Genomic DNA, 23,000 nt, shown 5'->3' on the forward strand with positions numbered 1-23,000 from the left:
GGAGATGCAAGTCTTTTGATTACATTAAAATCACAACGCGAAATCGAAGGCATGGCCAAGTCCGGTGCGATTCTCGCCGGCATGCACAAGGCCGTGGCGGCCATCATCCGGCCGGGAATCTCCAGCTGGGAGATTGAAAAAGTCGGCCGCGAGTACATCGAAAGCCACGGCGCGATTCCCGCGGAGCTGGGCTTTGAAGGCTACAAGTACGCGACTTGCGTGTCCATCAACGACGAGGTCGCGCATGCGACACCGCGCAAGGGCCTTTTTCTCAAGGAAGGGGACATCGTCGCCGTCGACACCGTGGTCAACTGGCAGGGTTACATGTCCGACTCCTGCTGGACCTACGCGGTGGGGCAGATTTCGCCTGAACGCCAGAAGCTGATGGACGTGACCAAAAAGGCCCTGTACCTGGGCATCGACGCCGCCGTGGTTGGCAACCGCCTGGGCGACATCGGCTACGCCATTCAGCACTACACCGAAGACGAGAACGGCTACGGCGATGTGCGTGAGTTGATCGGCCACGGCATTCAGCCGACCATGCACGAAAGCCCGAACGTGCCGCATTACGGCGAGCCGGGTCACGGCCTGCGCCTGAAGGCCGGCATGACCATCACCATCGAGCCGATGATCACCACCGGCACCTGGAAAATCAAGGCGCATGACCTGCCCGGCGACGACTGGGAGTACTACGTGACCGCCGATGGTTCCGATTGCGCCCAGTACGAGCACACGATTGTGATCACCGATGCGGGGCCCAAGATCCTGACCAGTCAGGACCCGGTGGCCGACGCCAAGTACTTGTTGTAAGCGGAAGGCTGCGCAAAGGCGCAGCCTTTTTGGGATGCCAAAGCATTGCCGCGCGGGTTTCGCGCGACGGTACTGAAGCGTTGCCGTGCGGCTTGGCAAAAAAGCTAGACCGTGAGCCGCCAGTTTTTGGGCCTGTCGCGACCACAGAAGGGAGGAAACGCCATGCTTTCGATTATCGTACCGTGCTTCAACGAGGAGGAGACGGTGCCGCGGTTCTTTGAGGCCGTGGAGGCGCAGCGCTTGGCTTTGGCCGAGACTCTGGAGTACGTGTTTGTCAACGACGGCTCGACGGACCAGACGCTGGCGCGGCTGCGCGAGCTGGCCGCCGCGCATCAGAACGTGCATTACGTCTCCTTTTCCCGCAACTTCGGCAAGGAGGCCGCCTTGTACGCCGGCCTCCAGCAGGCCAAGGGGCAGCTGGTGGTGGTGATGGATGCGGATCTGCAGGACCCGCCGGCGCTTTTGCCGCAGATGCAGGCGATGCTGCGCCAAAATCCCGACCTGGACTGCGTCGGCACCCGTCGCACCGACCGCAAAAGCGAGCCGCCGGTGCGAAGCTTTTTCGCCCGGGCGTTCTACCGGCTGATCAACCGCATCAGCCAGACGCCGATGGTCGACGGGGTGCGGGACTTTCGCATGATGACCCGGCCGATGGTCGACGCCATCTTGGCCCTGACCGAGTACAACCGCTTTTCCAAGGGCCTGTTCAGCTGGGTCGGCTTCAACGTCGCCTACATCAGCTACGAGAACCAGGCCCGGGTGGCGGGGAAGAGCTCCTGGTCGTTTTGGAAGCTGTTCAACTACTCGATTGAAGGCATCGTGAACTTCTCGGAGCTGCCGTTGAACCTCGCGTCGGTGGTCGGGGCCCTGTCTTGCGTCGGCTCGGGCATCGCGATGCTGTTCATCATCGGCCGGGCGCTGCTTTACGGCGACCCGACCGCCGGCTGGCCGTCCCTGGTGTCAATCGTGCTGTTCATCGGGGGCATTCAGCTGCTGTGCCTGGGCATCATCGGCAAGTACATCGGCAAAATTTTCCTGGAAACCAAGAACCGACCGCTTTACATTATCAAAGAGACAGACGAAAGTGAGGCCCATCAATGGCACGTCTGACCATTCTCGGCACCCCGTTCGACGACGGCACCGAGGCCCAGTTTCTAACCCGCTTCCAAACCCGCCTGGCAAAAGGCGTCGGCACCTTCGTGGTGACCGCCAACCCGGAAATCGTGATGTATGCCAGAACCCACCCCGACTACCAGGCGCTGATTGCCAAGCGGGCCGATTTTGTGACCGCCGATGGCATCGGCATCCTGCTGGGCGCCCGCATTCTGGGCAGTCGGCTGGCCGCTCGTGTCACCGGCTACGACCTGATGCAGGCGATGCTCCAAGCCGCCGCGGCCGAGGGGTTGCGTGTGGCGTTGGTCGGCGCCAAGGCGGCGGTGCTCGGCCAGGCGAAGGCCAGATTGACCGCGCAGCACCCCGGGCTGAATGTGTGCTACCAGCACGACGGCTACTTTGATTTGGCCGACGCCAGCGTGGCCGACGCCGTGGTCGCGGCCCAGCCGGACCTGATTTTTGCAGCGCTTGGGTTCCCCAAGCAGGAGCGCTTTTTGGCCGGGCTGCAAAAGCGGCTGCCTCGCGCCTTCATGATGGGCGTCGGCGGCAGCTTCGACGTTGCCGCCGGCGTGGTCAGCCGGGCCCCGCGCTGGATGCAGCGGGTACACCTTGAGTGGTTCTACCGGCTGCTCAAGGAGCCCAGCCGCATCGGCCGCATGATGGTGCTGCCGCAGTTCGTGTGGGTGGTGTGGCGAACCCGCCACCAAAAGGGGCAGCGATGAAAGAAACGCTCAAGGAATGGATCAAGGCCTTCTACCTTGGCCTGCTGCGGCTGCTGCCGCAAAGTCCCAAGCGTCAGGCGAAAGTGGTGTATTACGCCACCTTCGCCAACAACGACGCCGGCACGATCCGCGCGTTGCACAAGCGCTACGGCCGGGATTTCGTGGTGCTGGCCACCGCCAAGGCGAAGGCCCAGGTGCCGGCGCTTGTGGCCGCCAGCGTCAACGTCTCGGTGCTGGGTCGCACCAAGCTGCTCACCCAAAATTGGATCAGCTACCTCAAGTCGGCGCGGGTGATCATCGTGGATGACTACCTGCCGGAGCTGGCGCTGGTTCGCCACCCGCGGGTGATCATGTTGTGGCATGCCAACGGCGCGATCAAGCGCTTCGGCTGGGGCGACCCGGCCACTGGTCAGCGGCCGCGCGGCGACCGGCGGCGCTTTGCGAAGGTCTACGGCAAGTACACCGACATTCTCACCGGGTCCGACCAGATGGGCCGGATTTTTGTTGAGAGCTTCAAGGTGGCGCCGGGCGTGATCCGGCCGCTGGGCTTTTTGCGCTCGGATCTGCTGGTGGGCCAGCCGCAGGCCACGACGCCGGTGGTGCCGGTGCTCTACGCGCCGACTTACCGCAGCGACGCCCAGGCGATGCAGGCGGTTTTGAGGCAGGCCTTCGCCGCCTTTGCCACGCTCGACGTCCCGGTGGTGGTCAAGCTGCACCCCGCGGTTGCCGCCGACTTGGTGCCGGCGCTGCCGGCCAACGTCACGGTGACGCAGGCGGCACTTGAGTCGCTTTACGGCCGCACCCAGACTTTGGTGACGGATTACTCCTCGGCGGTGTTTGATTACGCGCTGTGCCGCAAGCAACCGCACGTGGTGTTCTTCACGCCGGACCTTGCAGACTACGCGGCGGTCCCGGGGCTTCAGCCGGGCTTTACGGCCGGTCGCCTCGGGCCGCTGGTGCAAGACGGAACGGGGCTCGTAAAAGCGCTGCGGCAGGCCGCGGCGCAGGCGCCTGGCGGCCAGGCGCAAGTGGCCGGCGACCAAGCGACCGCGGTGGCGGTCTTGACCGGTTGGAACCAGTACAACGACGGGCACGTGCAGGCGCGACTGTTGGCCCTGGTGGCCGACGCGTTGCGCTGAAGCGCGGTGTGGTATGATGAGTGGCAATAAGCGGCCGGGCTGGCGGCAGCCGGGTCAGATAGTGGGAAGACAACATGAAGACAATTGCAATTCTAGGCTTTAACATCTTTGCCGTGGGGGGGACCTCGCGCAGCAACATCAACTTGCTGACCGAATTTGGCCAAGCGGATTACCAGATCACCTTCTACAACTTTCGGGGCTTCACCGATCACGACGTCAAGGTGCTGCGCCAGGCGGAGCCGGCGGCCCAAAACGTCACGTTCAAGTACGTCGAAGCGCTCAAGGACGACGCGCTGGACTACGACGTGTTTTTCATCACGCGTGAAAGCTTCTTTTGCGTCGCGCCGTACATTCGGGCCAACAGCCAGGCCTTGGTGGTCGGCGAGATTCACGCGCCGCTTGCGCTGGTGGAGGACAGCAACCTGACGCATTACCTGAAGTACTTCAGCACGGTGCGGGTCGCGACGCCTTCGATTCAAGCGGCGGTGGCGCGGCGCTTCCACTTCGATCGCACCTATGTCCAAACCGTCAGCCTCGCCCACATCGCCACCGCGCCGCAGCCCTTTCAACCGGCGCTTGTCGATGCGGCCGGGCACGTCAACTTGATCATCCGGGCTCGCTTCGACACGGAAAAGGATTTCCCGTCGGCCCTGAAGCTGATGGATTACCTGATTCACGCCTTGCACCGCACCGAGTTTCGGCTCTACATCACAGGCTACGGCGCCGGCCAGGGCATCATCGACAACTTGATCGCTTACTACGAGCTGGGCGCTTACGTGACGATCAATCCGGCCACGGTGCCGGAGTGCCACCTGTACCTGTCGACGTCCAACTACGAGACGCTGGGGTACTCCATCATCGAAGAATTCGCCCAGGGCCACCCGGTTGTGATGTACGGTGGTCGCGACCACGTGGTCCACGAGAACTTCGGGGCCTTTGCAGACTGCCTCTGGATTCAAAAACGCGCCGACGTGGATGCGCCGGCCCTCATTGACTTTCTGGCGCAGCCGCGAACCCAGGCCGCTTACCAGCACAACCTGGAGTTGCTCAAGCAGATGAAGGCGGATTACGTGCCGCGCTTTGAGGCCAACACCGCCCCGTTCGCCCAGGCGGTGGGGCCGATCGGCTCGGCCGGCGTGACCTACGCCAAGATGTGGGCGAACCTGCAAGAGGCGACGCAGGCGGGGGAAACCGGCCGGATTCGCAAGCTCTACACCGCGCTGCGCCAAATTCCGGGCTTTCGCTGGATCCTGAAGCACGAAGGGGTGCGTAAGGTCGGCCGCCTGCTGGTTCAGCTGGTGATGCGCCGCGGTCTGTACCAGATCACGGACGAGCCGATCAGCTCACACAAGGTCTTTCTCGAGTCCTTCCACGGCAACAACCTGTCCGGCGATCCCAAGTACTTCGGGCTCAAAATCAAGGCGCTGTTCCCGGATACCGAGATTTACGTCAGCTCGATGGGCGATCTGGTCGACGCCGAGGCGGTCAGCCTCGGCTTCACGCCGGTGCGAGTCGGCAGCCTGAAGTACCTGCAGTCCTTCCAGCAATCCAAGTACGTGTTCATCAACGGCAACAGCCTGGACAAGGCCGGCAAGCGCGACGGCCAGGTGTTCGTTCAGACTTGGCACGGGTTTCCGATGAAGCAGATGGTCAACGACCTCGCCGACTCCAAGCAGCGCCGCAAGGAGGCCAAGGCCTTCGCCCCGCGGATGAAAAAGTGGGACTACCTGACGACCTCGTCCAGCTACAACGTGACGCTGTTGCAGTCGGCCTTTCGCCTGGCGGATAACCCCGAGCTGAAGATTCTGCACGAGGGGACCCCCAAGAACGATTACCTGCTGACGCATGCCGAAGACGCCGCCGAGAAAAAGCGCATCTACGAGAAGTACTTCAACCGCGCCTACGATCCGACCACTAAAATCGTGCTGTTTTGCCCGACCTGGCGCAAGGGCAACCGCAAGCGCGTCTCCAACCTCGATTTGAAGCAGGTTGCAAACCAGCTGCCGGCCGACTACCAGATCATCGTCAAGCTGCACCCGCTTGAGGGCCAGCTGCGCGATCAGTACGCGGCGCTGAGTCCTAAGATCTCGTGCTTTTACAACGAGATGGTCGACATTCAGGAGCTCTACCTGATTGCCGATGTGTTGATTTCGGATTACTCCTCGGCGATTTACGATTACGCCTTGCTGAACAAGCCGATCATCGTGCTGCAAGAGGACGAGGCGGCCTACGCCAAGCAGATCGGCTGGTACTTCGATAACGAGGAAGAGACCGGGCTCAAGGGCCGCGCCTACACGACGCCGCAGCTGACCGAGGCCATCTTGCACCCGCAAGACACCAGCGCCTCCAGCGCGTTGATCAAGTCGCGGCTGATGACCGACGAGCAAAGCGGGGCGACGGAACGCATGATTAAGCAGATCATGGCGTAGGCAACTAGTTGTGCTTTGGTAAAATTTCAGTTAAGGGCGCCGCGCTGGCGTTAATTCAACGTATAATACGAGAAGTTATGTGACTATTTCCGTGGAAGGAGCTGCCAGCAGCTTGGAGAAGCAACTCAAAATCAGTGCTCGTTACCTCACCAAAGAGTACGACATGATGAAAACCAAGAGCGATATGCTCAAGACCCTGATGCCATTTGGCAACACAAAGATCGAACAGTTCTGGGCCCTCAAGGGGGTCAGCTTTGATGTCTACGAAGGCGACAGCGTCGGTATTGTCGGCCTGAACGGCGGCGGGAAGTCGACGCTTTTGAACATCGTGTCCCAGATTATTCCGCCGACCTCCGGCGAGCTGACCGTCAACGGCACAACCAACATCATCTCGGTCGGGGCGGGGCTCAACTTGAACCTGACCGGTCGCGAGAACATCATCATGAAGTGTGAGATGCTTGGCATGTCCAGCGCAGAAATCGACGCGAAGATGGATGACATCATCAACTTCGCCGGCGATCAGGTCATCGGCAAGATCGACCAGCCGGTCAAGACTTACTCAAGCGGGATGAAGAGCCGCCTCGGCTTCAGTGTGCTAGTTCACCAAGACCCAGACATTTTGATCATCGACGAGGCCCTGAGCGTCGGGGATGCGCCGTTCTTTGAGAAGGGCGTGGCCCGGATGAAGCAGTTCAAGGCCGAGGGCAAGACTATCTTGTTCGTCAGCCACAGCCTTTCTCAGGTTGAAACGCTGTGCGACAAGGTGATCTGGATCGACCACGGCCGCGTGGTCATGGAAGGGTCAGCCGAAACGGTCCTGCCGCAGTTTGAAAAGTTCCAGCGCGAGTACAACAAGCAGAGCAAGGCGGAGCGGGCGCGGATCACCCACGAGTCCGGCCGCTCCTTTGACCTCGAGGCGCTGCGCCAGGAACACCCGACGGAGCCGGCCAGCTACTTCCAGCGCCGGCTGTACGATCAGCCCTTCACCTGGGCGACCAAGCTGGTGTTGACGTTTTTGACCTTCCTGCTGGCGTTCACCGTCGCCGCGTCCATCAAGGACATTCCGTTCAGGACGGCCGTGATGGAGCCGCTCACCGTGGTCAGCTTGCGCAGCTGGATCATTTTGATCGTGGTCATCGTCGCGATGGTGGTCGGCGGCATCCTGATTCACAATCACAAGGAAAGGCAGGTGCGTTCTGATGACTGAGGCGTGGCTTGTCTTACGTGAGCAGTTTCGTAACTGGAAAATTATCAACCGGCTGGCCAAGTACGACGAGAAGTCGACGTTTCAGGCCCACATTCTGGGGAACATCTGGCAGATTCTGGACCCGTTGATCAACATCGCGATTTACTGGCTGGTGTTCGGCATGATCCTCTACGGCAACAAGCCGATGGACGGCTACGCCTACATCGCTTGGCTTTTGCCCGGCTACATCGCCTGGCAGTTCATGCGCTCCGAGGTGCTCGGGGCCAGTCGCAGCATGGTCAAGCGCGTGTCGATGGTCAGCAAGATGCAGTTTCCGGTGTCGACGATTCCCAGCATGACCCTAGCCAACCAGCTGATCAACTACTGGTGGATGCTGGCCATCAGCATGGTCATCATGTTCCTGTACGGGGTGCGGCCGTCGTTGTACTGGATTCAGTTCATCTACTACTTCATCTGCATGATCGCCTTCTTGTACGCGATGGGTCTGGTCACCTCGACCATCACCGTGGTGGTTCGTGATTTTCACACGCTGTTGAACTCGATGATGCAGCTGATGTTTTGGATCAGCGGGACCGTCTTCAACTTCGGCGCCAACGCCGTGATCGAGCAGCACCCGGTGATCATTCGCATCATTGAGATCAATCCCTTTTACTACATCATCATGGGGATGCGCGAGACCTTCCTTGGCACCGGCTGGTTCTTCCACGACGTCAAGGCGGTCATCATTTTTTGGAGCATCATCGGCCTGCTGCTGATTCTCGGCAGCCACATCCACCTGAAGTTCCGAAGCCGCTTCATCGACTACATTTAGCGTGAGCCGGTCGGCTTGAGTCGAGAGGGACTCTTGCTGGACCGGTTTTTGTGGTAATCTATTCTGGGAATGCAATGCTTGGGTGTGGACTCAAACGCGCGTTGCAGGACGAGCGGGTAGTCGGCCGACACCGGCTAAAAATTGAGTGAGGTGTGAAACACAGGATGAATTTAGTGAATCGCGTCAGCAGGGTGCTGAAGCAACGAGAAGATCAGGCGTATCAGTATACCTATCTGAAGGCATACAAGAAGCACACGCTAATGCGCGACGTGGCGCTGATTGAGTCGACCCACGGCGACAACTTTTACGGCCACATGTACTACGTCACCCGCGAGCTTGCGCGGCAGTACCCCAACTTGACCATCAACGTGGCGGTGGCGCCCGAGCTCGTGGCCTCGGTACAAGCCATTTTGACCCGCGACGGGCTGAGCGGCGTGACCCTGGTGCCGTACCTCAGCGACCGTTACTGCCAGCTTCTGGCCAGCGCCGAGTACCTGTTCAACGACACGTCTTATTACTCGTTTTTTATCAAGCAGGACTTTCAAAAGTACTTCAACATCTGGCACGGGACGCCTTTGAAGTGCCTAGGCAAGGACGACGGGGACGTCGCGCGAATGGGCAACGTTCAGCGCAACTTCTACTCCGCGGACGCCTTGGTGGTCAGCAACGACTACACGCGCGACAAAATGATCGGCTCGTTCAACCTGGACCGCGTGATGCGCGGGGATGTGGTGGTCGGCCCCAGCCCCCGCAACAGTGTGCTGAGCGATGCCACGGTGCGAGCGGCCGTTCGCCAGCGCTACAACCTGGGGGAGCGCGAGGCGCTGGTCTACATGCCGACTTGGCGGGAGAACGACGGCGAGGTTGACGCCGATGCCACGTTCACCACGCGGCTGTTGGCCAAGCTGGATGCGGCCCTCAGCGATTCGCAGGTGCTCTTCGTGAAGCTGCACCCGTTTCAGGCCAAGCTCACCCAGCTGGACTTTGCGGATTACCACCACATCGAAGCCTTCCCCAGTGACATCGAGAGTTACCAGTTCCTGGCCGGCACCGACGGGCTGATCACCGACTACTCGTCCATCATGTACGACTACATGAACACGGGCAAGCCGGTGGTGCTGTTCGCCTACGACAAGGCGGCCTACTACGCCAGCCGTGGCTGCTACGAAGACATCGACGATTACCCATTCACGCAGGTCCATTCGACCAAGCGGCTGATCGATTGGCTGCAGGTGGCTGACCACGCGGTCGACTACGATGCGGCCTTTGCCAAGCGTTACGTCGGCGTTGACAGCACCGCGGGGACCGGCGAGCTGGTCTATTACCTGATGTCTCACTACGGCCACGCCGAGGCGCATGGGGAACAGCCGCACGTGTCGGCGAAGTCGCCGTACAACGGGCTGCCCACCGTCGCCATCTACTCCGGTGGGTTGTGGAACAACGGCATCACCTCGGCTTTGCTCAACACCTTGGATCAGGTAGATCTGACCAAGCACAATTACGTGGTCTTCTTCCCCAAGGCGACGGTCAAGCCGGCCTTTCGCTTCCTGCTGTTCAACCTGCCCAAGGGCGTCGTGTTCTTCCCGTTCGATGGCGGCAGCACCGGTAGCACCTTCGAACGCTTCATGATGCGGCGCTACATTCGCAGCGAGCACTTCAACTTCGCGCCGTTTCGCACGGCGACCGATGCGGTATACCGCCGCGAGTACGACCGCATCCTGGGGGCGCTCAAGCCGGCCTACTTCATTCACTACACCGGCTTTGAACGGGCCTACTCCGAGATGATCGCAAGCCTCGCTAAGCGGCCGGTCAAAACCATGGTGTACGTTCACACGGACATTTTCCAGGAGCGGGAGCTGCGCGGCAGCGCGATGAACTGGAAAATGACCAAGCGGGCCTACCAGTACGCCGATCGCATCGTGCTGGTCAGCGACCAGCTCAAGGCCGACTTCATTCACCACTTCCCAAGCTTTGCGCCGCGGGTGCGGATCATGAACAACTTCTTGGGCTCGCAGAAGGTTAAGAAGATGGGCGACGAAAGTGTGTTCACCACCATTCTCAACACCCCGGTGACCGCCAGCAACGACTACGCGGTCAAGCGCCAGGCGATCAACGCAATCGGCTCGCGCAGAATCGACTTTGCGGTGCCGCCTGCCGACGAGTTCGTCACCAACGCCTTGCTGACGCGCTACCACGAGCTTAATACCTTCCCGTTCGTCGAAAAGTCGCTGCCCGACATCGTGGCGGCGTGGAACGAGAAGCTGGCCGATTACGTCAACGTCGCACACCCCTTGCAGCCGGATGTCAGCCAGATTTTCACCATGTACGGCACCAGCAAGCTGCGCCTCTTGGACGACCTGTTGAACCCGGACATCAAGGTCTTCGTCAACGTCGGCCGCATGGCGGCGCAAAAGGGTCAAGACCGCCTGATCCAAAGTTTCGCGGAGGTCCACCGGCGCTACCCGAACACCCGGCTGGTCATCATCGCGCCGCATGGCACGTTGCGCCGCCAGACGCTGGGGTGGATTCGCGATTCCGGCTGCTCGAGCAGCATCTACCTGCTCGGTGGCATGGATAACCCGTATGCGCTGATGAAGCTGACCGATGCGTTCGTCTTCACCTCGCGTTACGAGGGGCTGGGGCTGGTCGTCTTCGAGGCGCTGGCGCTTGACCTTGACGTCATCACGGTGGAGATTCCGGCGACGGTGGCGATGCTCAAGCCGGGCAACGCACTGGTCGCCAAGAACACCGACGCCGACATCACGGCGAAGTGGCTGGCTTACATGGCCAAGGGCTTCAAGCGAACGCCTTACGACTTCGCCGTTCAGGATGCCCGGTCCAAGCAGGAATTTGAGTCTCTGTTCGAGTAGCCACCGGCACTCGGCAGTCTAAAAAAGGAGAATGAATTATGAAGCGTGTGATTACTTACGGAACCTTTGACTTACTGCACTACGGCCACATCGAGCTGCTCAAACGCGCCAAGGCGCTGGGTGATTACCTAGTCGTCGCCTTGTCCACGGATGAATTCAACTGGGACAGCAAGCAGAAGAAGGCTTACTTCCCGTACGAGAAGCGCAAGGCGCTGCTCGAGGCGATTCGCTACGTCGACTTGGTGATTCCGGAAAACAGCTGGGATCAAAAGGTCAGCGATGTGAAGCTCTACCAAATCGACACCTTCGTTATGGGCGACGACTGGGCCGGCAAGTTCGATTACGTCGGCGAGCAGACCGACGCCGAGGTGATTTACCTGCCACGGACGCCGGAAATCTCCACCACCAAGATCAAAAAAGACCTCAAGTTCTAGTGACCGCGCGGTAGGGCGCGTGGTGTAGACTGCTTCCGTCACTGAAGCCATTTTAGGGAGAACGCTTATGAAGAAAGTTAACGCACTGATCAAGGCGCTGATCGGGGCCGGAATGCTGCTGGGGGCGACGCAGGCCGCGGGGCCTACGACCGCCACGCCCGTCAGCGCCGCGACCAAGCCGGCGTATGTGACCATCACCAAGAAGAACTACAGCATTTGGCAGGATTCGAGCTGGCAAAAGCGCCTACATAGCTCGACGAACTGGTACCACCACAGCTTCAAGGCCAGCTCGCAGGTGACCTACAACGGGACGCTGTACTACCGTCTGTCCAAGGACGGCAAGTACTTCGGCATGATCAACGCGGCGGCCACGCAAACCGGCACCGGGGCCCAGGGTGCCGCCATCGCCACCAGCAAGTACGTGTCTTTGAACAAGAAGGGCTACACCATCTGGGGCGATTTTGGCTGGCAGACCAAGCGCAACACCACGTCTTCGCTTTACCAAAACACCTACCAGGTCAAGGCGACCTACTTCCACAGCAACGGCTCGACTTACTACTCCCTGTACCGCGGGACGACTTGGGTCGGCTACCTGAGTAGCGCCGCCGCGGCGACGGCCAAGGGGGCCCAGGGCAACGCCATCAGCACCAACCGCTACGTCAAGCTCACCAAGAAGGGTTACACCGTCTGGGGCGACTTCGGCTGGCAGACTAAGCGCCACAACACCAGCAACTACTACAACAAGGTTTACCAGGTGAAGGCCCTGTACAAGCACGCCAACGGGACCACCTACTACTCGCTGTACAGCGGCAGCAGCTGGTTCGGCTACCTGAGTGCCGGCGCGACGACGGCGACCAGCAAGCCGGCGGCCAAGCCAATTACAAAACCGACGCAACCAGCCATTGGCAGTATGGTTTATGTTGCAGCATCGCTCAAAGGGACGGCCTATCATCTGAATCCAAATTGTCGGGGGCTCTCCAATGCAACAAGCGGTGTCATCAAAATTAGCCTGAAAAAGGCGCTTGCCCTTCACATGAAGTTGTGTCGCTACGAGCGATAGGATTGATTGAGAATATATTGTTTGTCAACACGGTTTTCTGACACGCTTTTCCTGTCAGGAGGCCGTGTTTTGTTGTATGCTGAAACCACCACCGCTTCGTGGCAAACTGACTTTCAGAAAGGCTTGGATCATACCCATGGACCTCATCTTACTTGCAATCGGCGCGTTGTTCGTGCTCAGCTGGCGCTGGGCCCCGGATACCCAGGACCGCGACTACCTCGATCACCGCACGACCATGACGATTAACGGCTTTTTCCTGTTTCTAGTGTTTTTCAGCCACTTTGCGACCTACCTGCCGGTGCAGACCCAGCTGTTTCGGCTCAGCGGCATCTGGCTGCACATTCAGCGCCAGGTGATCGTCACGCCGTTCCTGTTCTTCTCCGGCTACGGCATCATGACCCAGCTGATTCGCCGCGGTCACCGCTACGTCGATTCGTTTCCGGTGCGGCGCTTCTTTTTCGTGTGGTTCCGCTTCTTCGTCGCCGTCAGCCTGTTTTGGCTGGTGGCCGAGATCATGCACGTCAGCTATCCGCTGAGCCGGATTGCCCTGGCCTACACCGGGGTGGTGTCGATCGGCAACAGCAACTGGTACATTTTCGCGGTGCTGGTGCTCTACATCCTGACCTACGTGGCGTTCAAGCTGTTCGGGCGGCGCCAGCAGGTCGCGCTGGCCGTGATGGGGCTGTTGCTGGTGGGTTACACCGTCGTGGCCTATCAGCACTTGGTACCGGCCTTTTACAACACGATTTTCTGCTACTACGCCGGGATGCTGTTCGCCGTTCACAAGGACCGCATCACCGCCGCAGTGGCCGGCAGCTGGCCGCGCTACCTGCTGGCCGGGGTGCTGGTGGCCGCGATGTTTGCCGCCTCGTACCTGCTGGTCAGCCGCACCCAGGCGGGATGGCGGGTGCTGTGGTACGAGCTGATGAGCGTCAGCTTCGCGCTGGGCGTGACCTGGTTTGCGATGCGGGTGCGAGTCGTCAATCCGCTTTTGGCCTACATGGGCGGCGGGGCGATGTTTTCGCTGTACATGCTGCAGCGCCTGCCGATGATTGTCGGCAGCAAGCTGGGGCTTTCGGCGCAGCCGATTCCGTACTTTCTGATCGTGGTGGTCAGCACCTTCGCGATTTCGTGGGTGTTCGAGTACGTCGTCAATGCAGTGCTACAGGTTTTGATTCACAAGCAGACAGCGATGCCCGGGGTCGCCGAGCACAAGAAGTGAGCGGCGGAACTCCCATGAGCATTTTGGCGGCCGATGTGGTACGCTAGTCGGGTGCCATTAAGGTACAGTACGGGCAAGCTGGAGGAACAGATGAAAAAATTCAAAGCACGTTGTGAACTGATCGTTGCGCTGATCGCCATGGGGGTGGCGATCGGCACCGTTGGCAGTCAAGCGGTGGGGGCCACCACCACCGCGCAGCCGGCCATCACGCACAGCCGCACTGCCGGCGCAGCCACGACCGCGCCGGCAACGGCGCAGGCAGGCACCAGCGCCGAGGCAACCGCCGCGACGCCAGACGCCAAGGCGGCTTCGACCAAGGGGCCAGAGGCGGGTGCTGGCGCCGCTGAAAACGCTGGCGCTGCCGCCAAGACCACGACAGCCGCCGCAGCGACGGCGCCGGGGCCGAAGGTGGCGGTGCCTTTGACCGGCCACTACGCGACGGTCACGGCCAAGGCCTACACCTTCTGGCAGAGCCTGAACTGGGAAGACACCGGGAAAACCAGCACCGATTACTACCACCAGACCCTGGTGGCGGTCGCCACGGCCACCATTGCCAACGGCAAGCGGTACTACCAGCTAGCCACGACCGCCGGCACCGTGGTCGGCTACATCAGCGCAACGGCGGTGGCGGTGGGGACGCAGCCGGACGGCGTCGCCCAACCGTTCAATCAGTATGCCACCATCACCAGCGCGGCCGACTACACGATCTGGCGCGACCTCAGTTTCGAGGCCGTGGCGGCGCAGTCGCCCAGCGTTTTTCACAAGACCTTCCTGGCCAAAACGGTCAGCTACCACCGCAACGGCGCGGTGTATTACGCGCTGTACGACGGTGACCAGTTCTTCGGCTACATCAACGCCACTGCGGTGCAGACCGCGACCAGTCCGGCCGGGGCGCCCGTGGCGATGGACCAGTACGCAACCGTCACCGCGCCGTCGGTTTACACCATCTGGGCCAACTTCGACTGGACCAAGGCGATGGGCCGCACCAACCCGAGCGCTCCTGAGACCTACCAAGTGCGTGAGGCTTACTACCACAGCAGCGGCGCGACGTATTACAGCTTGTACCAAAACGGGACCTGGCAGGGCTACATCAACGCGGCGGCCACCACGCTTGCGGCCACTAGCCGCGGGGCGGCGCTGCCGAGCGACCGGGTCGTGACCGCCACGGCCAAGGGCTACACGATCTGGCAAAACCTCGCGATGACCGCGGCGCAGACCAGCACCACGGCCAAGTACCACGAGACTTTTCAAACCAGCCAGGCCTTCGTCGCCGAGTACGGCGATCGCTACTACCTGCTGTGTGACGCCGAGAATCGGCAGGTGGGTTACGTCAACGCCGCGGCCGTCAGCGTCGCCGAGGGTCGCCAAGGCGTGGCCATCGCCGATACCCGCACGGTGACGCTCAAGGCCGGCTACACGCTGTGGAATGATTTTGACTGGCATGCCAGAGCCAAGCAGGCTGGAAGCTACAAGGGCCAGACGCTTGAGGTGCGGCGCCACTACAACCACCTCAATGGCAGCCGCTACGACTCCGTCTACACCGCCGGCGGCAGCTGGCTGGGTTACGTCAACGACGCCGGCGTCCAAACGGCCAGTGAGTGGCGGACCACCAACGGCCAGCTGCGCTACTACGACGGCAAGAAGGCGGCCTACACCAAGACCTTCACCGTCAAGTACTACAGCCAGCTGGACGCTCGCTGGGCCGGCAAGTCCTACGGTGGCTACAACTTCGGGGCCACCGGTTGCGGGATGACCTCGATTGCGATGATTCTCTCGGGCTTGGGCAAAAACGTGACGCCGGTGACGGCGGCCAACTACGCCTACAAGTACGGGCATTTCGACCGCGGTGATGCCGGCTCTTGGGAGTCCGACTTGACCGATGTCGCCGGCCACTACGGCGTCGGCTACAAGGTCATGAGCTCGGCCGCCCAGCTGACCAGCTACCTTAAGCAGGGCTACCCGGCCACGGTTTGCCTGGACCTGGGCGGCGGGGTTCGCCACATCGTCGTGCTGCACGGCCTGGTGAACGGTCGAACCACGGTGTCCGATCCATACAACCGCGCCTTGTTCAGCGGCCAGCGCAAGATCTCTCAGATCTGGAGCCTGCTGTCTTGGCGTTCGGTCAACACCAACCGGGGGCAGTCGGCCGCGGTTGTGTACATGCCGTAAAGCACGGCAACCGGCCCAATCCGGCGCCGGTTGCCTGGCGGGAACCACATACGGGCTTTGCGCGACTCGCCGCTGATGGCGGGTCGCTTTTTTTTGCGCCGCCGGTGCCAAATCCGCGTGTGACGCGATGGGCCGTTGTGGTAAGCTAACTTGGTGATGGGGGTCACGGAGGAGAGGCGGATTCGATGAACAGACGTAAAATTGCCAGTGGCGTCGGGGTGGTCCTGCTGGCCCTGGCGATGGCGCTTAGCATTGCGCCGAACAGCGGCGTCGGGGCGACTGGGCCAGACCGCCCGGCCGGTGCGGCGCTACCGGCCACCGGGCGGGCGGCACAGCGGCGGGAGACCGCGGCGACCCAGAACACGGCGACCGCGGCCACACCGGCCAAGACCGCGTCACCCGCGGCTGCACAAGCCGAGCAGCCTTTGGCTAACACCTACGCCACGGTGGTGAAGCGCGGGTACAGCTTTTGGCGAACGCTGACCTGGCAGGCCGCCGGGCAGCGCAGTGACGCCTACTTGAACCACACGCTGGTGGCGGTGTCACAGACTCGCCACCGCAACGGCAGCCTGTACTACCGCCTGGCCACGGCCGCCGGGCAGGTGATCGGCTACATCAACGCCGAGGCCCTGGCTGTCGGCACCAATCCCGGTGGCGTGGCGCAACCCTTCAATCGTTACGCGACGGTTACCACCAAGGCCAACTACACCATCTGGCGCGACCTGCGCTTCCAGGCCGTCGCGGCGCTGACGCCGGCGGTTGTCCACCAGACCTTCCTGGCCAAAACCGTCAGCTACCACAAAAACGGGGCGGCGTATTACGCCTTGTACCGCGGCGGTCAGTTTTTCGGCTACCTCAACCAGGCGGCGGTGACGATCGCGGCCAGCCCGGCCGGCGCCGCGATGCCAATGGCGCAATACGCGACGACCACGGCCGCCAGCCGCTACACCATCTGGGGCGGCTTCGACTGGGCCAAGAAGCTGGCCGCGACGGCGCCGAACGCCCCGCAGACCTACTAGGTGCGTTACGCGTATCACCACAGCAACGGGGCGACCTACTACTCGCTGTACCAAAACGGCAAGTGGCGCGGCTACGTCAACGCCGAGGCGATGACCCTGGCGGCCACCAGCCGCGGGGCCGCGCTTGCGGTTCACCGGGTGGTCACCGTGACCAAGCCGCTTTACACCATCTGGCATGATTTGACGATGCGAGCCGCGCAGACCGACACGACCGCAGCGATTCACCAGACTTACGTGGCGACGCAGCGCTTCGTGGCCGAGTACGGGGCGGCCTACTACCTGCTGGCAACGGACCGCGGGCAGCCGGTCGGCTACGTCAACGCCGAGGCGGTGACGGTGGCCACCGGGCGGCAGGGGTTCCCGGCCGAGGACAGTCGAGAGGTGCTGCTCAAGGCCGGGTACACGCTGTGGCAAAATTTTGCCTGGCGGCCTCGCGCCAAGCAGGCCAGCGGCTATTCGCGCCAAATCCTTGAGGTGCGACGCGACTACACCCACCTCAACGGCAGCCGCTACGCCTCGGTTTATACCAAAAGCGGCCAGTGGTGCGGCTACGTCAACGTCAACGGGTTGACCCCGGCCGGCGAGTGGCGCCCGAACAACGGCCAGCTGCGCTACTACGACAACCTCAAGGGCCGCGACACCAAGTCCTATACGGTAACGTACTTCAGTCAGCTGGATTCGCGCTGGGCCCACCAAACGTACGGTGGCTACGCGTTTGGGCCCAGCGGCTGCGGCATGACTGCCTTGGCAATGGTGCTGGCCGGCTACGGCCGGGCCGTGACGCCGGTGACCACGGCGAGTTACGGCTTTGAACACGCCGAGTTCAACCACGACGGGGCCGGCACCTGCCAGTCCACGCTGGTGACGGTGGCGTCGCGCTTCGGCCTCGACTGGCGCGTGATGACCTCAGCCAGCGAGCTGACCAGCTACCTGAAGCAGGGCTACCCGGCGACGGTGTGCCTGGACCTCGGCGGTTACCGCCACATCGTCGTGCTTCACGGCTATGCCGCCGGCAAAACCACGGTGGCCGATCCCTACGCCAACCGGCTATTTTCGGGTCAGCACACGGTGGCCGAAATCTGGGGTAAGCTGTCTTGGTTGCAGGGCAACCGCGAGATGGGGGCCTCTGCGGCGGTGGTTTACTTCGCCAGGTAACGCAAAAACGGGTTCTCACCCAAGGCGCGCTCGTCTGCGTCGAGGTGGGGACCCGTTTTGCGTCCGGTGGCCAGCAATCACCGCCGGACGCGCCGAAGCCACCGCGGGGTCAAATCCGCGGTGGCCTCGGTATTTTGATTGGTTGGTTGTGACATTCGTGGTCGGCTCGGGGCCTTGTGGTACAGACTTGAGCCGCTTGGAACAAGCCACGCACCAAGCCCCTCCGCAGCTACCTCGCAAGCGAGTAGGAGAGACAGTGTGACTGCGCGTGGGTGGTGGCGTACACCCTGGTATTCGGGCCCATCGAGGGGCGCCGTAACGCGAAAACACGTGTGTTGAAAGCCAGGTTCGGCTTGGTATGGGCGGGGGTACTGGAGATGCTTATGCTCCGGCCTTTCCCCCTGGGGCAGTGGACGCGCAACGACCAAGGCCTTTGGCCGCCTCCCTGTCCTAGAATAATCATCCACAGTCAGTGTAAGCCCTGCCATTTTAGCCGTCAACTTTGAAGCTCGGCCGGTGGCGGCTGGACCAAAAAAGCAACCGCGGTTGGGCGGTTGCCGGTTGGGCTCGGGGCTGGTCGCTACGCCTCGGCGAAGGCCGTGGTCAGCTTGATTTCGTGAACCTTGAAGCGCAACGGCTCGATTGACGCCGTCGCCCATTGGGCCAGCAGCGGGTCGAGGTGCTGGCGGCGGTCGATCAAGGCGATGCCGCAGTCACCGCCGCCGGCCCCGGAGGACTTGGCGGCGGCGCCGAAGGACTCGGCGATTTCGCACAGCTGCTGCAAAGCAGGGGTTTCGATGGCGACACCCGAGCGGTGGCTCAGGTCCTCCAGCAGGCGGCGGTTGGCCCGGATGCCGGTTTGAATCGTGGCGATGGAGCCCTGTCGAAACCCGGTAATCAGGTCCTCGAGCACCTGCCGGCTGGCCGCCAGGAATTCGCGGTAGGCCGGCTGCTGATTGGCCTTGAAGACGGCGATTTTGTCGACCAGGCGCGAGGTCGAGGCCGGCAGCCCGGTCCAGCCGATCAGCAAGGCGAGGTCTTCGGGCGCCTTGAGCAGCTCGACGGACAGCTGCGGCCAGTGCATCGCCAAGAGCGCCTTCAGGCTGTGGGTGCGTTGCATTTCGGCCAGCCACGCCTTGTCAAAGGAGCGGTAGGCGATCCAGCCACCGTACACCGACGCGGCGATGTCGCCCAGCGACCCGTTGCCTTGGACGGCCAGGTGGGCGATGGCGGCGAGCTTGTAGACCTCGTCGTTGGTCATCTGCAGGTGATAAAGCGCGTCCAGGGCCCGAACGGTGGCGACGGTGATGGCCGCCGAACTGCCCAGGCCGTACTTGCGACCGCTGGTGGAATCCAGCTCAGAGTCGACTTTCAAGTCGTAGACGGCCAGGCTTCGCCCCAGCTCGTGGGCGTATTGCTCCGTGTAGCGAATCGCGCTGAGAATGTAGTGAAACGGGTTGTCGCGGTTGTCAAAAACCATCTCGTCGCCGTTGCGCTGCCACATCAAGGCGTTTTCTTGGTACTGTTCGGACACAATGCTGCCGACGTCTGTTGTCTCCGTCACGGTGACGGTGACGAATTGGTCCAAGGCCACAATAATCGCGGGGTAGCCCGTCTCCACGACCGCGTACTCTCCGGCAATGAACAACTTGCCCGGTGCCTGCGCTGTTACCACATCATCAGTTCCCTTCACTCAAAAAATCGCCTCGCACCTTAGTGGGAGGTCGTGCTGTTAATGCCACGCTGCGCGACGATGACGATCACGCTTTGCGCGAAAATCGCTAGGTCGCGGCGCAGCGAGTAGGTGGCCGCGTACTCGCCGTCGTAGGCCGCCTTGGTCGGATTGGCCAGCTCGTTGCGCCCGTTGATCTGGGCCAGCCCGGTGATGCCGGGCCGGACGCGATCCGCCCCGTTGGCCCGGCGCAGCCGCAGCACCTCGGCGTCGGTGGCGGCCAGCGGCCGCGGCCCGACCATGCTCATTTTGCCGCTCAGCACGTTGAAAAACTGCGGCAGCTCGTCCAAAGACGACTTGCGCAAAAAGCGGCCGAGCGGGGTGACGAAGCTGGCCATCGACTCCTTGGTGAAGTCCTTGTTGGCCTTCACCGGTGCGTCTTGAACCATCGTGCGGTACTTGATGATGACGAACGGTTGGCTGTCTTGGCCGAAGCGCTGCTGGCGAAAGAAGATCGGCCCAGGGCTGGTCGCCTTGACCAACAAGGCAATCAAAAGCATCGGAATCGCGGCGACCAGCAGGCCGGCGGTGGCCAATAAAATGTCGCACAGGCGCTTGCCACAGCGCCGATACACCGTCAGGGGCGGTGCCGGCGTCACAGGCGTAATGGCTTCAAGCGTGGCCTGTTCAGCCTGATCCGAATTTTCTTGACTCATTGCGCGTGTGGCCTCCCGACGGGTCGCCTCGACAGCGACGTGAATTGCGTATCATGACACATGTTACAAGTATAGCAAATTATGCGCCGCTGGCTGAGGGAACCATCAGAGTTTTAGTGGAATTTAAAAATTTTTTGCGCGAAAACCACTGCCTTCAGGGCCGCGTCGGGCGATTGGCTCGCGGCTTGACGCCCTCGGTGACTGAGTCGGGCGCGGCCCAAGCCCCGGCGCCGCGGCTCATTCGATCGCGCAACCCGGCGCATTTCGGCGCCGGGGGCCGACTTTGCGGGGGCCGGCAGCGCCTCATGCACGTGTTGTGGCTATCCTTTCGCCCCTGAATGCGGTATCTTAGAGGTATCTCAAGTATGGAGGGATTTCACATGAAAGTTCGTAAGGCCGTGATTCCGGCCGCGGGGCTTGGCACCCGCTTTTTGCCGGCCACCAAGGCGCTGGCCAAGGAGATGCTGCCGATCGTCGACAAGCCGACCATCCAGTTCATCGTCGAGGAGGCCAAGGCCTCGGGCATCGAGGACATCTTAATCGTCGAGGGCAAGCAGAAGCGCTCGATTGAAGACCACTTCGACTCCGCCCCCGAGCTCGAGCAAAACCTCGAGGCTAAGGGCAAGACCGCGCTGCTGCAGATGGTCAAAGACACCACGGACATCGGCGTCAACATCTTCTTCGTGCGGCAGCCCTACCCCAACGGCCTGGGCGACGCGGTGCGGCTGGCCAAGTCCTTCATCGCCGGCGAACCCTTCGTCGTGATGCTGGGCGACGACTTGATGCAAGACCAGGTGCCACTGACCAAGCAGCTGATCGACGAGTACGAACGCACCCACGCCTCGATTCTGGCGGTCAAAAAGGTCCCGCACAACGAGGTCTCGGCCTATGGGGTGATCGACCCGGAAAGCGAGGTCACCAAGGGCCTGTACAACGTGCGGAAGTTCGTCGAGAAGCCGGCGGTCGAAGACGCACCGTCGGACCTGGCGATCATCGGCCGCTACCTCCTGACGCCCGAGATCTTCGACATCCTGGACAACCAGAAGCCGGGCAAGGGCAACGAAATTCAGCTGACCGACGCGATCGACACGCTGAACCAGACCCAGCGCGTGTTTGCCCACGAGTTCACCGGCGACCGCTACGACGTCGGCAACAAGTTCGGCTTCGTGGAGACCACCATCGAGTACGGCCTGACCCACCCGGAGGTCAAAGACGAGCTGCGCGCCTACATCCTGAAGCTGGCCGACCGGCTGCGCCAGGAAGACGCCGCCACGCCACCCCAGCAGGACTGAGCCGCAAAAAGAGACTGAACCCCCGCACATCGCGGTCGGCTCAGTCTCTTTTGGTTTGTCGGCCTCACAAGGTGGCGAGGGCCACCACCACCGCGCCGGCGACCAGCAGGCCGGACGCCGCCCACAGTAAGCCCTTGGCCCGGCCGCCCAGGTGCAGGCGCTTGGCCAACAGCCCCGTCACCACCAGCAGGCCACAGGCCGCTAAAAGCGGCGCCAGCGCGGCCATCACTGCAACCGGTGGAGCGTGATGATTGTCTGCCGGTCGAAGGGCCGGTCGGGTGTCATCATGAAGTTGCCGTTTTGCGGTCGAATGCCGACGGCGACGTGGGGCTGGCCCAAGATGCCGTTGAAGCAGTTGGTTTCGCCGACCTCGGGGAAGGTGGTGACCTCAAGTCCCTTGGCGTCGGTTTCAAGCGACAGCGACCATTTTTTGCCAATGAGGCTGGCGGTTTGGGACTCCGACCGCACCGGCCGGTCCGTTGGCAGGGCCACCCGCTCGGCGTCCAGGCGCAGCTTTTGGCTCATCACGGTTTGGGCCGGGTCGCCGGTCAGGACGAAGGGAATGTTGATCAGCGGTCGGCAGGGAATCGCGGCCGTGGTTTCGACGTGCCAATCGATGGTCCAGTGATTGTCTTGATCCAGCGTGTGCAACACGGAGATGCGCCGCTGTCCCGGCAGGCCATCGGCGCCGTCCGGCAGGTTCAACGTCAGGCGCAGTTGCACGTGGGTGTCATCTTGGGCGGTTGCGGCCTGCCAGTTCCAGTTCTGCCAGCCCGTGCGACCGGAATTCTCCGGCAGGTCGCCTTGCGAGCCGAACACCGGGCCGACGGTGGCGCCGAACAGCCCGGGCTCGTTGATGTAATCCTGGAAGGTGATGTAGCCCAACGTCAGGTTGGGGTTGTGCCCATCGCGGTCGGGCAGCCGCACCCGCGACACCCGGGCCCCGAAGGTCAAAAAGCTCAGGCTCATGCCGGCGTCGTTAGTCAGTGTGTATTGCGTGATGTTGTCGTCGCGCAGGCGAACGAAGGTGGCCGATTCAATTTGCATCTGTAACCGCTTCCTTTCATATCTGTTACAATCGTACCGAATTTAGCGGCGGGAATCAATGCTTTTTTACGCCGAACTGTTACGGTCACCGGTTGGTGAAAAGGGCTAGGCCA

General features: G+C 61.8%; 19 protein-coding genes. 15 read left to right on the top strand and 4 right to left on the bottom strand.

Going from position 1 to position 23,000, the window contains the following annotated elements; all coding sequences use genetic code 11:
- The first annotated feature begins 15 nt into the window (after window positions 1–15).
- The 14 genes from map (at window position 16) to NUH19_RS08300 (ending at window position 18,160) form a co-directional block, all read left to right on the top strand.
- Window positions 16–810: a type I methionyl aminopeptidase gene (map, locus tag NUH19_RS08235; RefSeq protein ID WP_262316075.1), complete on the top strand. Its 795-nt coding sequence runs from the start codon at window positions 16–18 to the stop codon at window positions 808–810.
- 162 nt (window positions 811–972) lie between these two features.
- Entirely contained in the window at window positions 973–1,920 is a 948-nt protein-coding gene (locus NUH19_RS08240) for a glycosyltransferase family 2 protein (RefSeq protein WP_262316076.1), read from the top strand.
- Window positions 1,908–2,645, top strand: coding sequence for a WecB/TagA/CpsF family glycosyltransferase (locus tag NUH19_RS08245; RefSeq protein ID WP_262316077.1), 738 nt, complete (start codon window positions 1,908–1,910; stop codon window positions 2,643–2,645). Before NUH19_RS08240 ends, NUH19_RS08245 begins: the two co-directional genes overlap by 13 nt.
- A complete protein-coding gene (locus tag NUH19_RS08250) occupies window positions 2,642–3,784 on the top strand; it encodes a CDP-glycerol glycerophosphotransferase family protein (protein ID WP_262316078.1) in 1,143 nt (380 codons plus the stop codon). Before NUH19_RS08245 ends, NUH19_RS08250 begins: the two co-directional genes overlap by 4 nt.
- A 74-nt stretch (window positions 3,785–3,858) precedes the next feature.
- Window positions 3,859–6,213 (top strand): CDP-glycerol glycerophosphotransferase family protein, encoded by a 2,355-nt coding sequence (locus tag NUH19_RS08255; RefSeq protein ID WP_262316079.1) that lies wholly within the window; start codon window positions 3,859–3,861, stop codon window positions 6,211–6,213.
- A 163-nt stretch (window positions 6,214–6,376) separates the two neighbouring features.
- Entirely contained in the window at window positions 6,377–7,420 is a 1,044-nt protein-coding gene (locus NUH19_RS08260; RefSeq protein WP_262316080.1) for an ABC transporter ATP-binding protein, read from the top strand.
- Window positions 7,413–8,231, top strand: coding sequence for an ABC transporter permease (locus NUH19_RS08265; RefSeq protein ID WP_262316081.1), 819 nt, complete (start codon window positions 7,413–7,415; stop codon window positions 8,229–8,231). The genes NUH19_RS08260 and NUH19_RS08265 overlap by 8 nt, the downstream gene beginning before the upstream one ends.
- A 164-nt stretch (window positions 8,232–8,395) precedes the next feature.
- Window positions 8,396–11,101 carry a CDP-glycerol glycerophosphotransferase family protein gene (locus NUH19_RS08270; protein WP_262316082.1) on the top strand — a complete coding sequence of 902 codons (2,706 nt, stop codon included), beginning with the start codon at window positions 8,396–8,398 and terminating at the stop codon, window positions 11,099–11,101.
- A gap of 38 nt (window positions 11,102–11,139) precedes the next feature.
- Window positions 11,140–11,535, top strand: a complete 396-nt coding sequence (tagD, locus tag NUH19_RS08275; RefSeq protein ID WP_262316083.1) for a glycerol-3-phosphate cytidylyltransferase — start codon at window positions 11,140–11,142, stop codon at window positions 11,533–11,535.
- A gap of 67 nt (window positions 11,536–11,602) precedes the next feature.
- Window positions 11,603–12,595, top strand: a complete 993-nt coding sequence (locus NUH19_RS08280) for a hypothetical protein (protein ID WP_262316084.1) — start codon at window positions 11,603–11,605, stop codon at window positions 12,593–12,595.
- Between the two features lie 136 nt (window positions 12,596–12,731).
- Window positions 12,732–13,817, top strand: coding sequence for an acyltransferase family protein (locus NUH19_RS08285; RefSeq protein ID WP_262316085.1), 1,086 nt, complete (start codon window positions 12,732–12,734; stop codon window positions 13,815–13,817).
- A 90-nt stretch (window positions 13,818–13,907) separates the two neighbouring features.
- The gene (locus NUH19_RS08290; protein WP_262316086.1) at window positions 13,908–15,986 is read left to right on the top strand and encodes a C39 family peptidase; all 2,079 of its coding nucleotides are present in this window, start codon (window positions 13,908–13,910) and stop codon (window positions 15,984–15,986) included.
- Window positions 15,987–16,171: 185 nt separating this feature from the next.
- Window positions 16,172–17,005: a GW dipeptide domain-containing protein gene (locus tag NUH19_RS08295; RefSeq protein ID WP_262316087.1), complete on the top strand. Its 834-nt coding sequence runs from the start codon at window positions 16,172–16,174 to the stop codon at window positions 17,003–17,005.
- Window positions 17,006–18,160, top strand: coding sequence for a C39 family peptidase (locus NUH19_RS08300; RefSeq protein ID WP_262316088.1), 1,155 nt, complete (start codon window positions 17,006–17,008; stop codon window positions 18,158–18,160). It begins immediately after the preceding gene.
- A gap of 580 nt (window positions 18,161–18,740) precedes the next feature.
- Here the strand turns inward: NUH19_RS08300 and NUH19_RS08305 are convergent.
- Window positions 18,741–19,835, bottom strand: a complete 1,095-nt coding sequence (locus NUH19_RS08305) for a phosphomevalonate kinase (protein ID WP_262316113.1) — start codon at window positions 19,833–19,835, stop codon at window positions 18,741–18,743.
- Between the two features lie 38 nt (window positions 19,836–19,873).
- A complete protein-coding gene (locus tag NUH19_RS08310; RefSeq protein ID WP_262316089.1) occupies window positions 19,874–20,548 on the bottom strand; it encodes a sugar transferase in 675 nt (224 codons plus the stop codon).
- Between the two features lie 380 nt (window positions 20,549–20,928).
- Between NUH19_RS08310 and galU the strand changes: the two genes are divergently transcribed.
- Window positions 20,929–21,840, top strand: a complete 912-nt coding sequence (gene galU / locus NUH19_RS08315) for a UTP--glucose-1-phosphate uridylyltransferase GalU (protein WP_262316090.1) — start codon at window positions 20,929–20,931, stop codon at window positions 21,838–21,840.
- A gap of 64 nt (window positions 21,841–21,904) precedes the next feature.
- Here galU and NUH19_RS08320 read toward each other — a convergent pair whose 3' ends face one another.
- Both NUH19_RS08320 and NUH19_RS08325 read right to left on the bottom strand, forming a co-directional pair.
- Window positions 21,905–22,066: a hypothetical protein gene (locus NUH19_RS08320; protein ID WP_262316091.1), complete on the bottom strand. Its 162-nt coding sequence runs from the start codon at window positions 22,064–22,066 to the stop codon at window positions 21,905–21,907.
- Window positions 22,066–22,887: an aldose epimerase family protein gene (locus tag NUH19_RS08325; RefSeq protein ID WP_262316092.1), complete on the bottom strand. Its 822-nt coding sequence runs from the start codon at window positions 22,885–22,887 to the stop codon at window positions 22,066–22,068. Before NUH19_RS08325 ends, NUH19_RS08320 begins: the two co-directional genes overlap by 1 nt.
- Window positions 22,888–23,000 lie beyond the last annotated feature (113 nt).

It is taken from the genome of Lacticaseibacillus parakribbianus, from assembly GCF_025490915.1.
GTDB lineage: Bacteria > Bacillota > Bacilli > Lactobacillales > Lactobacillaceae > Lacticaseibacillus > Lacticaseibacillus parakribbianus.

Excerpts from the sequence above, each read along its gene's own strand:
- NUH19_RS08250 (WP_262316078.1), top strand. The coding sequence starts at position 2,642 with ATGAAAGAAACGCTCAAGGAATGGATCAAGGCCTTCTACCTTGGCCTG.
- NUH19_RS08245 (WP_262316077.1), top strand. The coding sequence starts at position 1,908 with ATGGCACGTCTGACCATTCTCGGCACCCCGTTCGACGACGGCACCGAG.
- NUH19_RS08255 (WP_262316079.1), top strand. The coding sequence starts at position 3,859 with ATGAAGACAATTGCAATTCTAGGCTTTAACATCTTTGCCGTGGGGGGG.
- NUH19_RS08290 (WP_262316086.1), top strand. The coding sequence starts at position 13,908 with ATGAAAAAATTCAAAGCACGTTGTGAACTGATCGTTGCGCTGATCGCC.
- NUH19_RS08320 (WP_262316091.1), bottom strand. The coding sequence starts at position 22,066 with ATGGCCGCGCTGGCGCCGCTTTTAGCGGCCTGTGGCCTGCTGGTGGTG.
- NUH19_RS08280 (WP_262316084.1), top strand. The coding sequence starts at position 11,603 with ATGAAGAAAGTTAACGCACTGATCAAGGCGCTGATCGGGGCCGGAATG.
- NUH19_RS08285 (WP_262316085.1), top strand. The coding sequence starts at position 12,732 with ATGGACCTCATCTTACTTGCAATCGGCGCGTTGTTCGTGCTCAGCTGG.
- NUH19_RS08295 (WP_262316087.1), top strand. The coding sequence starts at position 16,172 with ATGAACAGACGTAAAATTGCCAGTGGCGTCGGGGTGGTCCTGCTGGCC.
- NUH19_RS08260 (WP_262316080.1), top strand. The coding sequence starts at position 6,377 with ATGATGAAAACCAAGAGCGATATGCTCAAGACCCTGATGCCATTTGGC.
- NUH19_RS08310 (WP_262316089.1), bottom strand. The coding sequence starts at position 20,548 with ATGAGTCAAGAAAATTCGGATCAGGCTGAACAGGCCACGCTTGAAGCC.
- NUH19_RS08265 (WP_262316081.1), top strand. The coding sequence starts at position 7,413 with ATGACTGAGGCGTGGCTTGTCTTACGTGAGCAGTTTCGTAACTGGAAA.
- NUH19_RS08240 (WP_262316076.1), top strand. The coding sequence starts at position 973 with ATGCTTTCGATTATCGTACCGTGCTTCAACGAGGAGGAGACGGTGCCG.
- NUH19_RS08270 (WP_262316082.1), top strand. The coding sequence starts at position 8,396 with ATGAATTTAGTGAATCGCGTCAGCAGGGTGCTGAAGCAACGAGAAGAT.
- galU (WP_262316090.1), top strand. The coding sequence starts at position 20,929 with ATGAAAGTTCGTAAGGCCGTGATTCCGGCCGCGGGGCTTGGCACCCGC.
- tagD (WP_262316083.1), top strand. The coding sequence starts at position 11,140 with ATGAAGCGTGTGATTACTTACGGAACCTTTGACTTACTGCACTACGGC.
- NUH19_RS08325 (WP_262316092.1), bottom strand. The coding sequence starts at position 22,887 with ATGCAAATTGAATCGGCCACCTTCGTTCGCCTGCGCGACGACAACATC.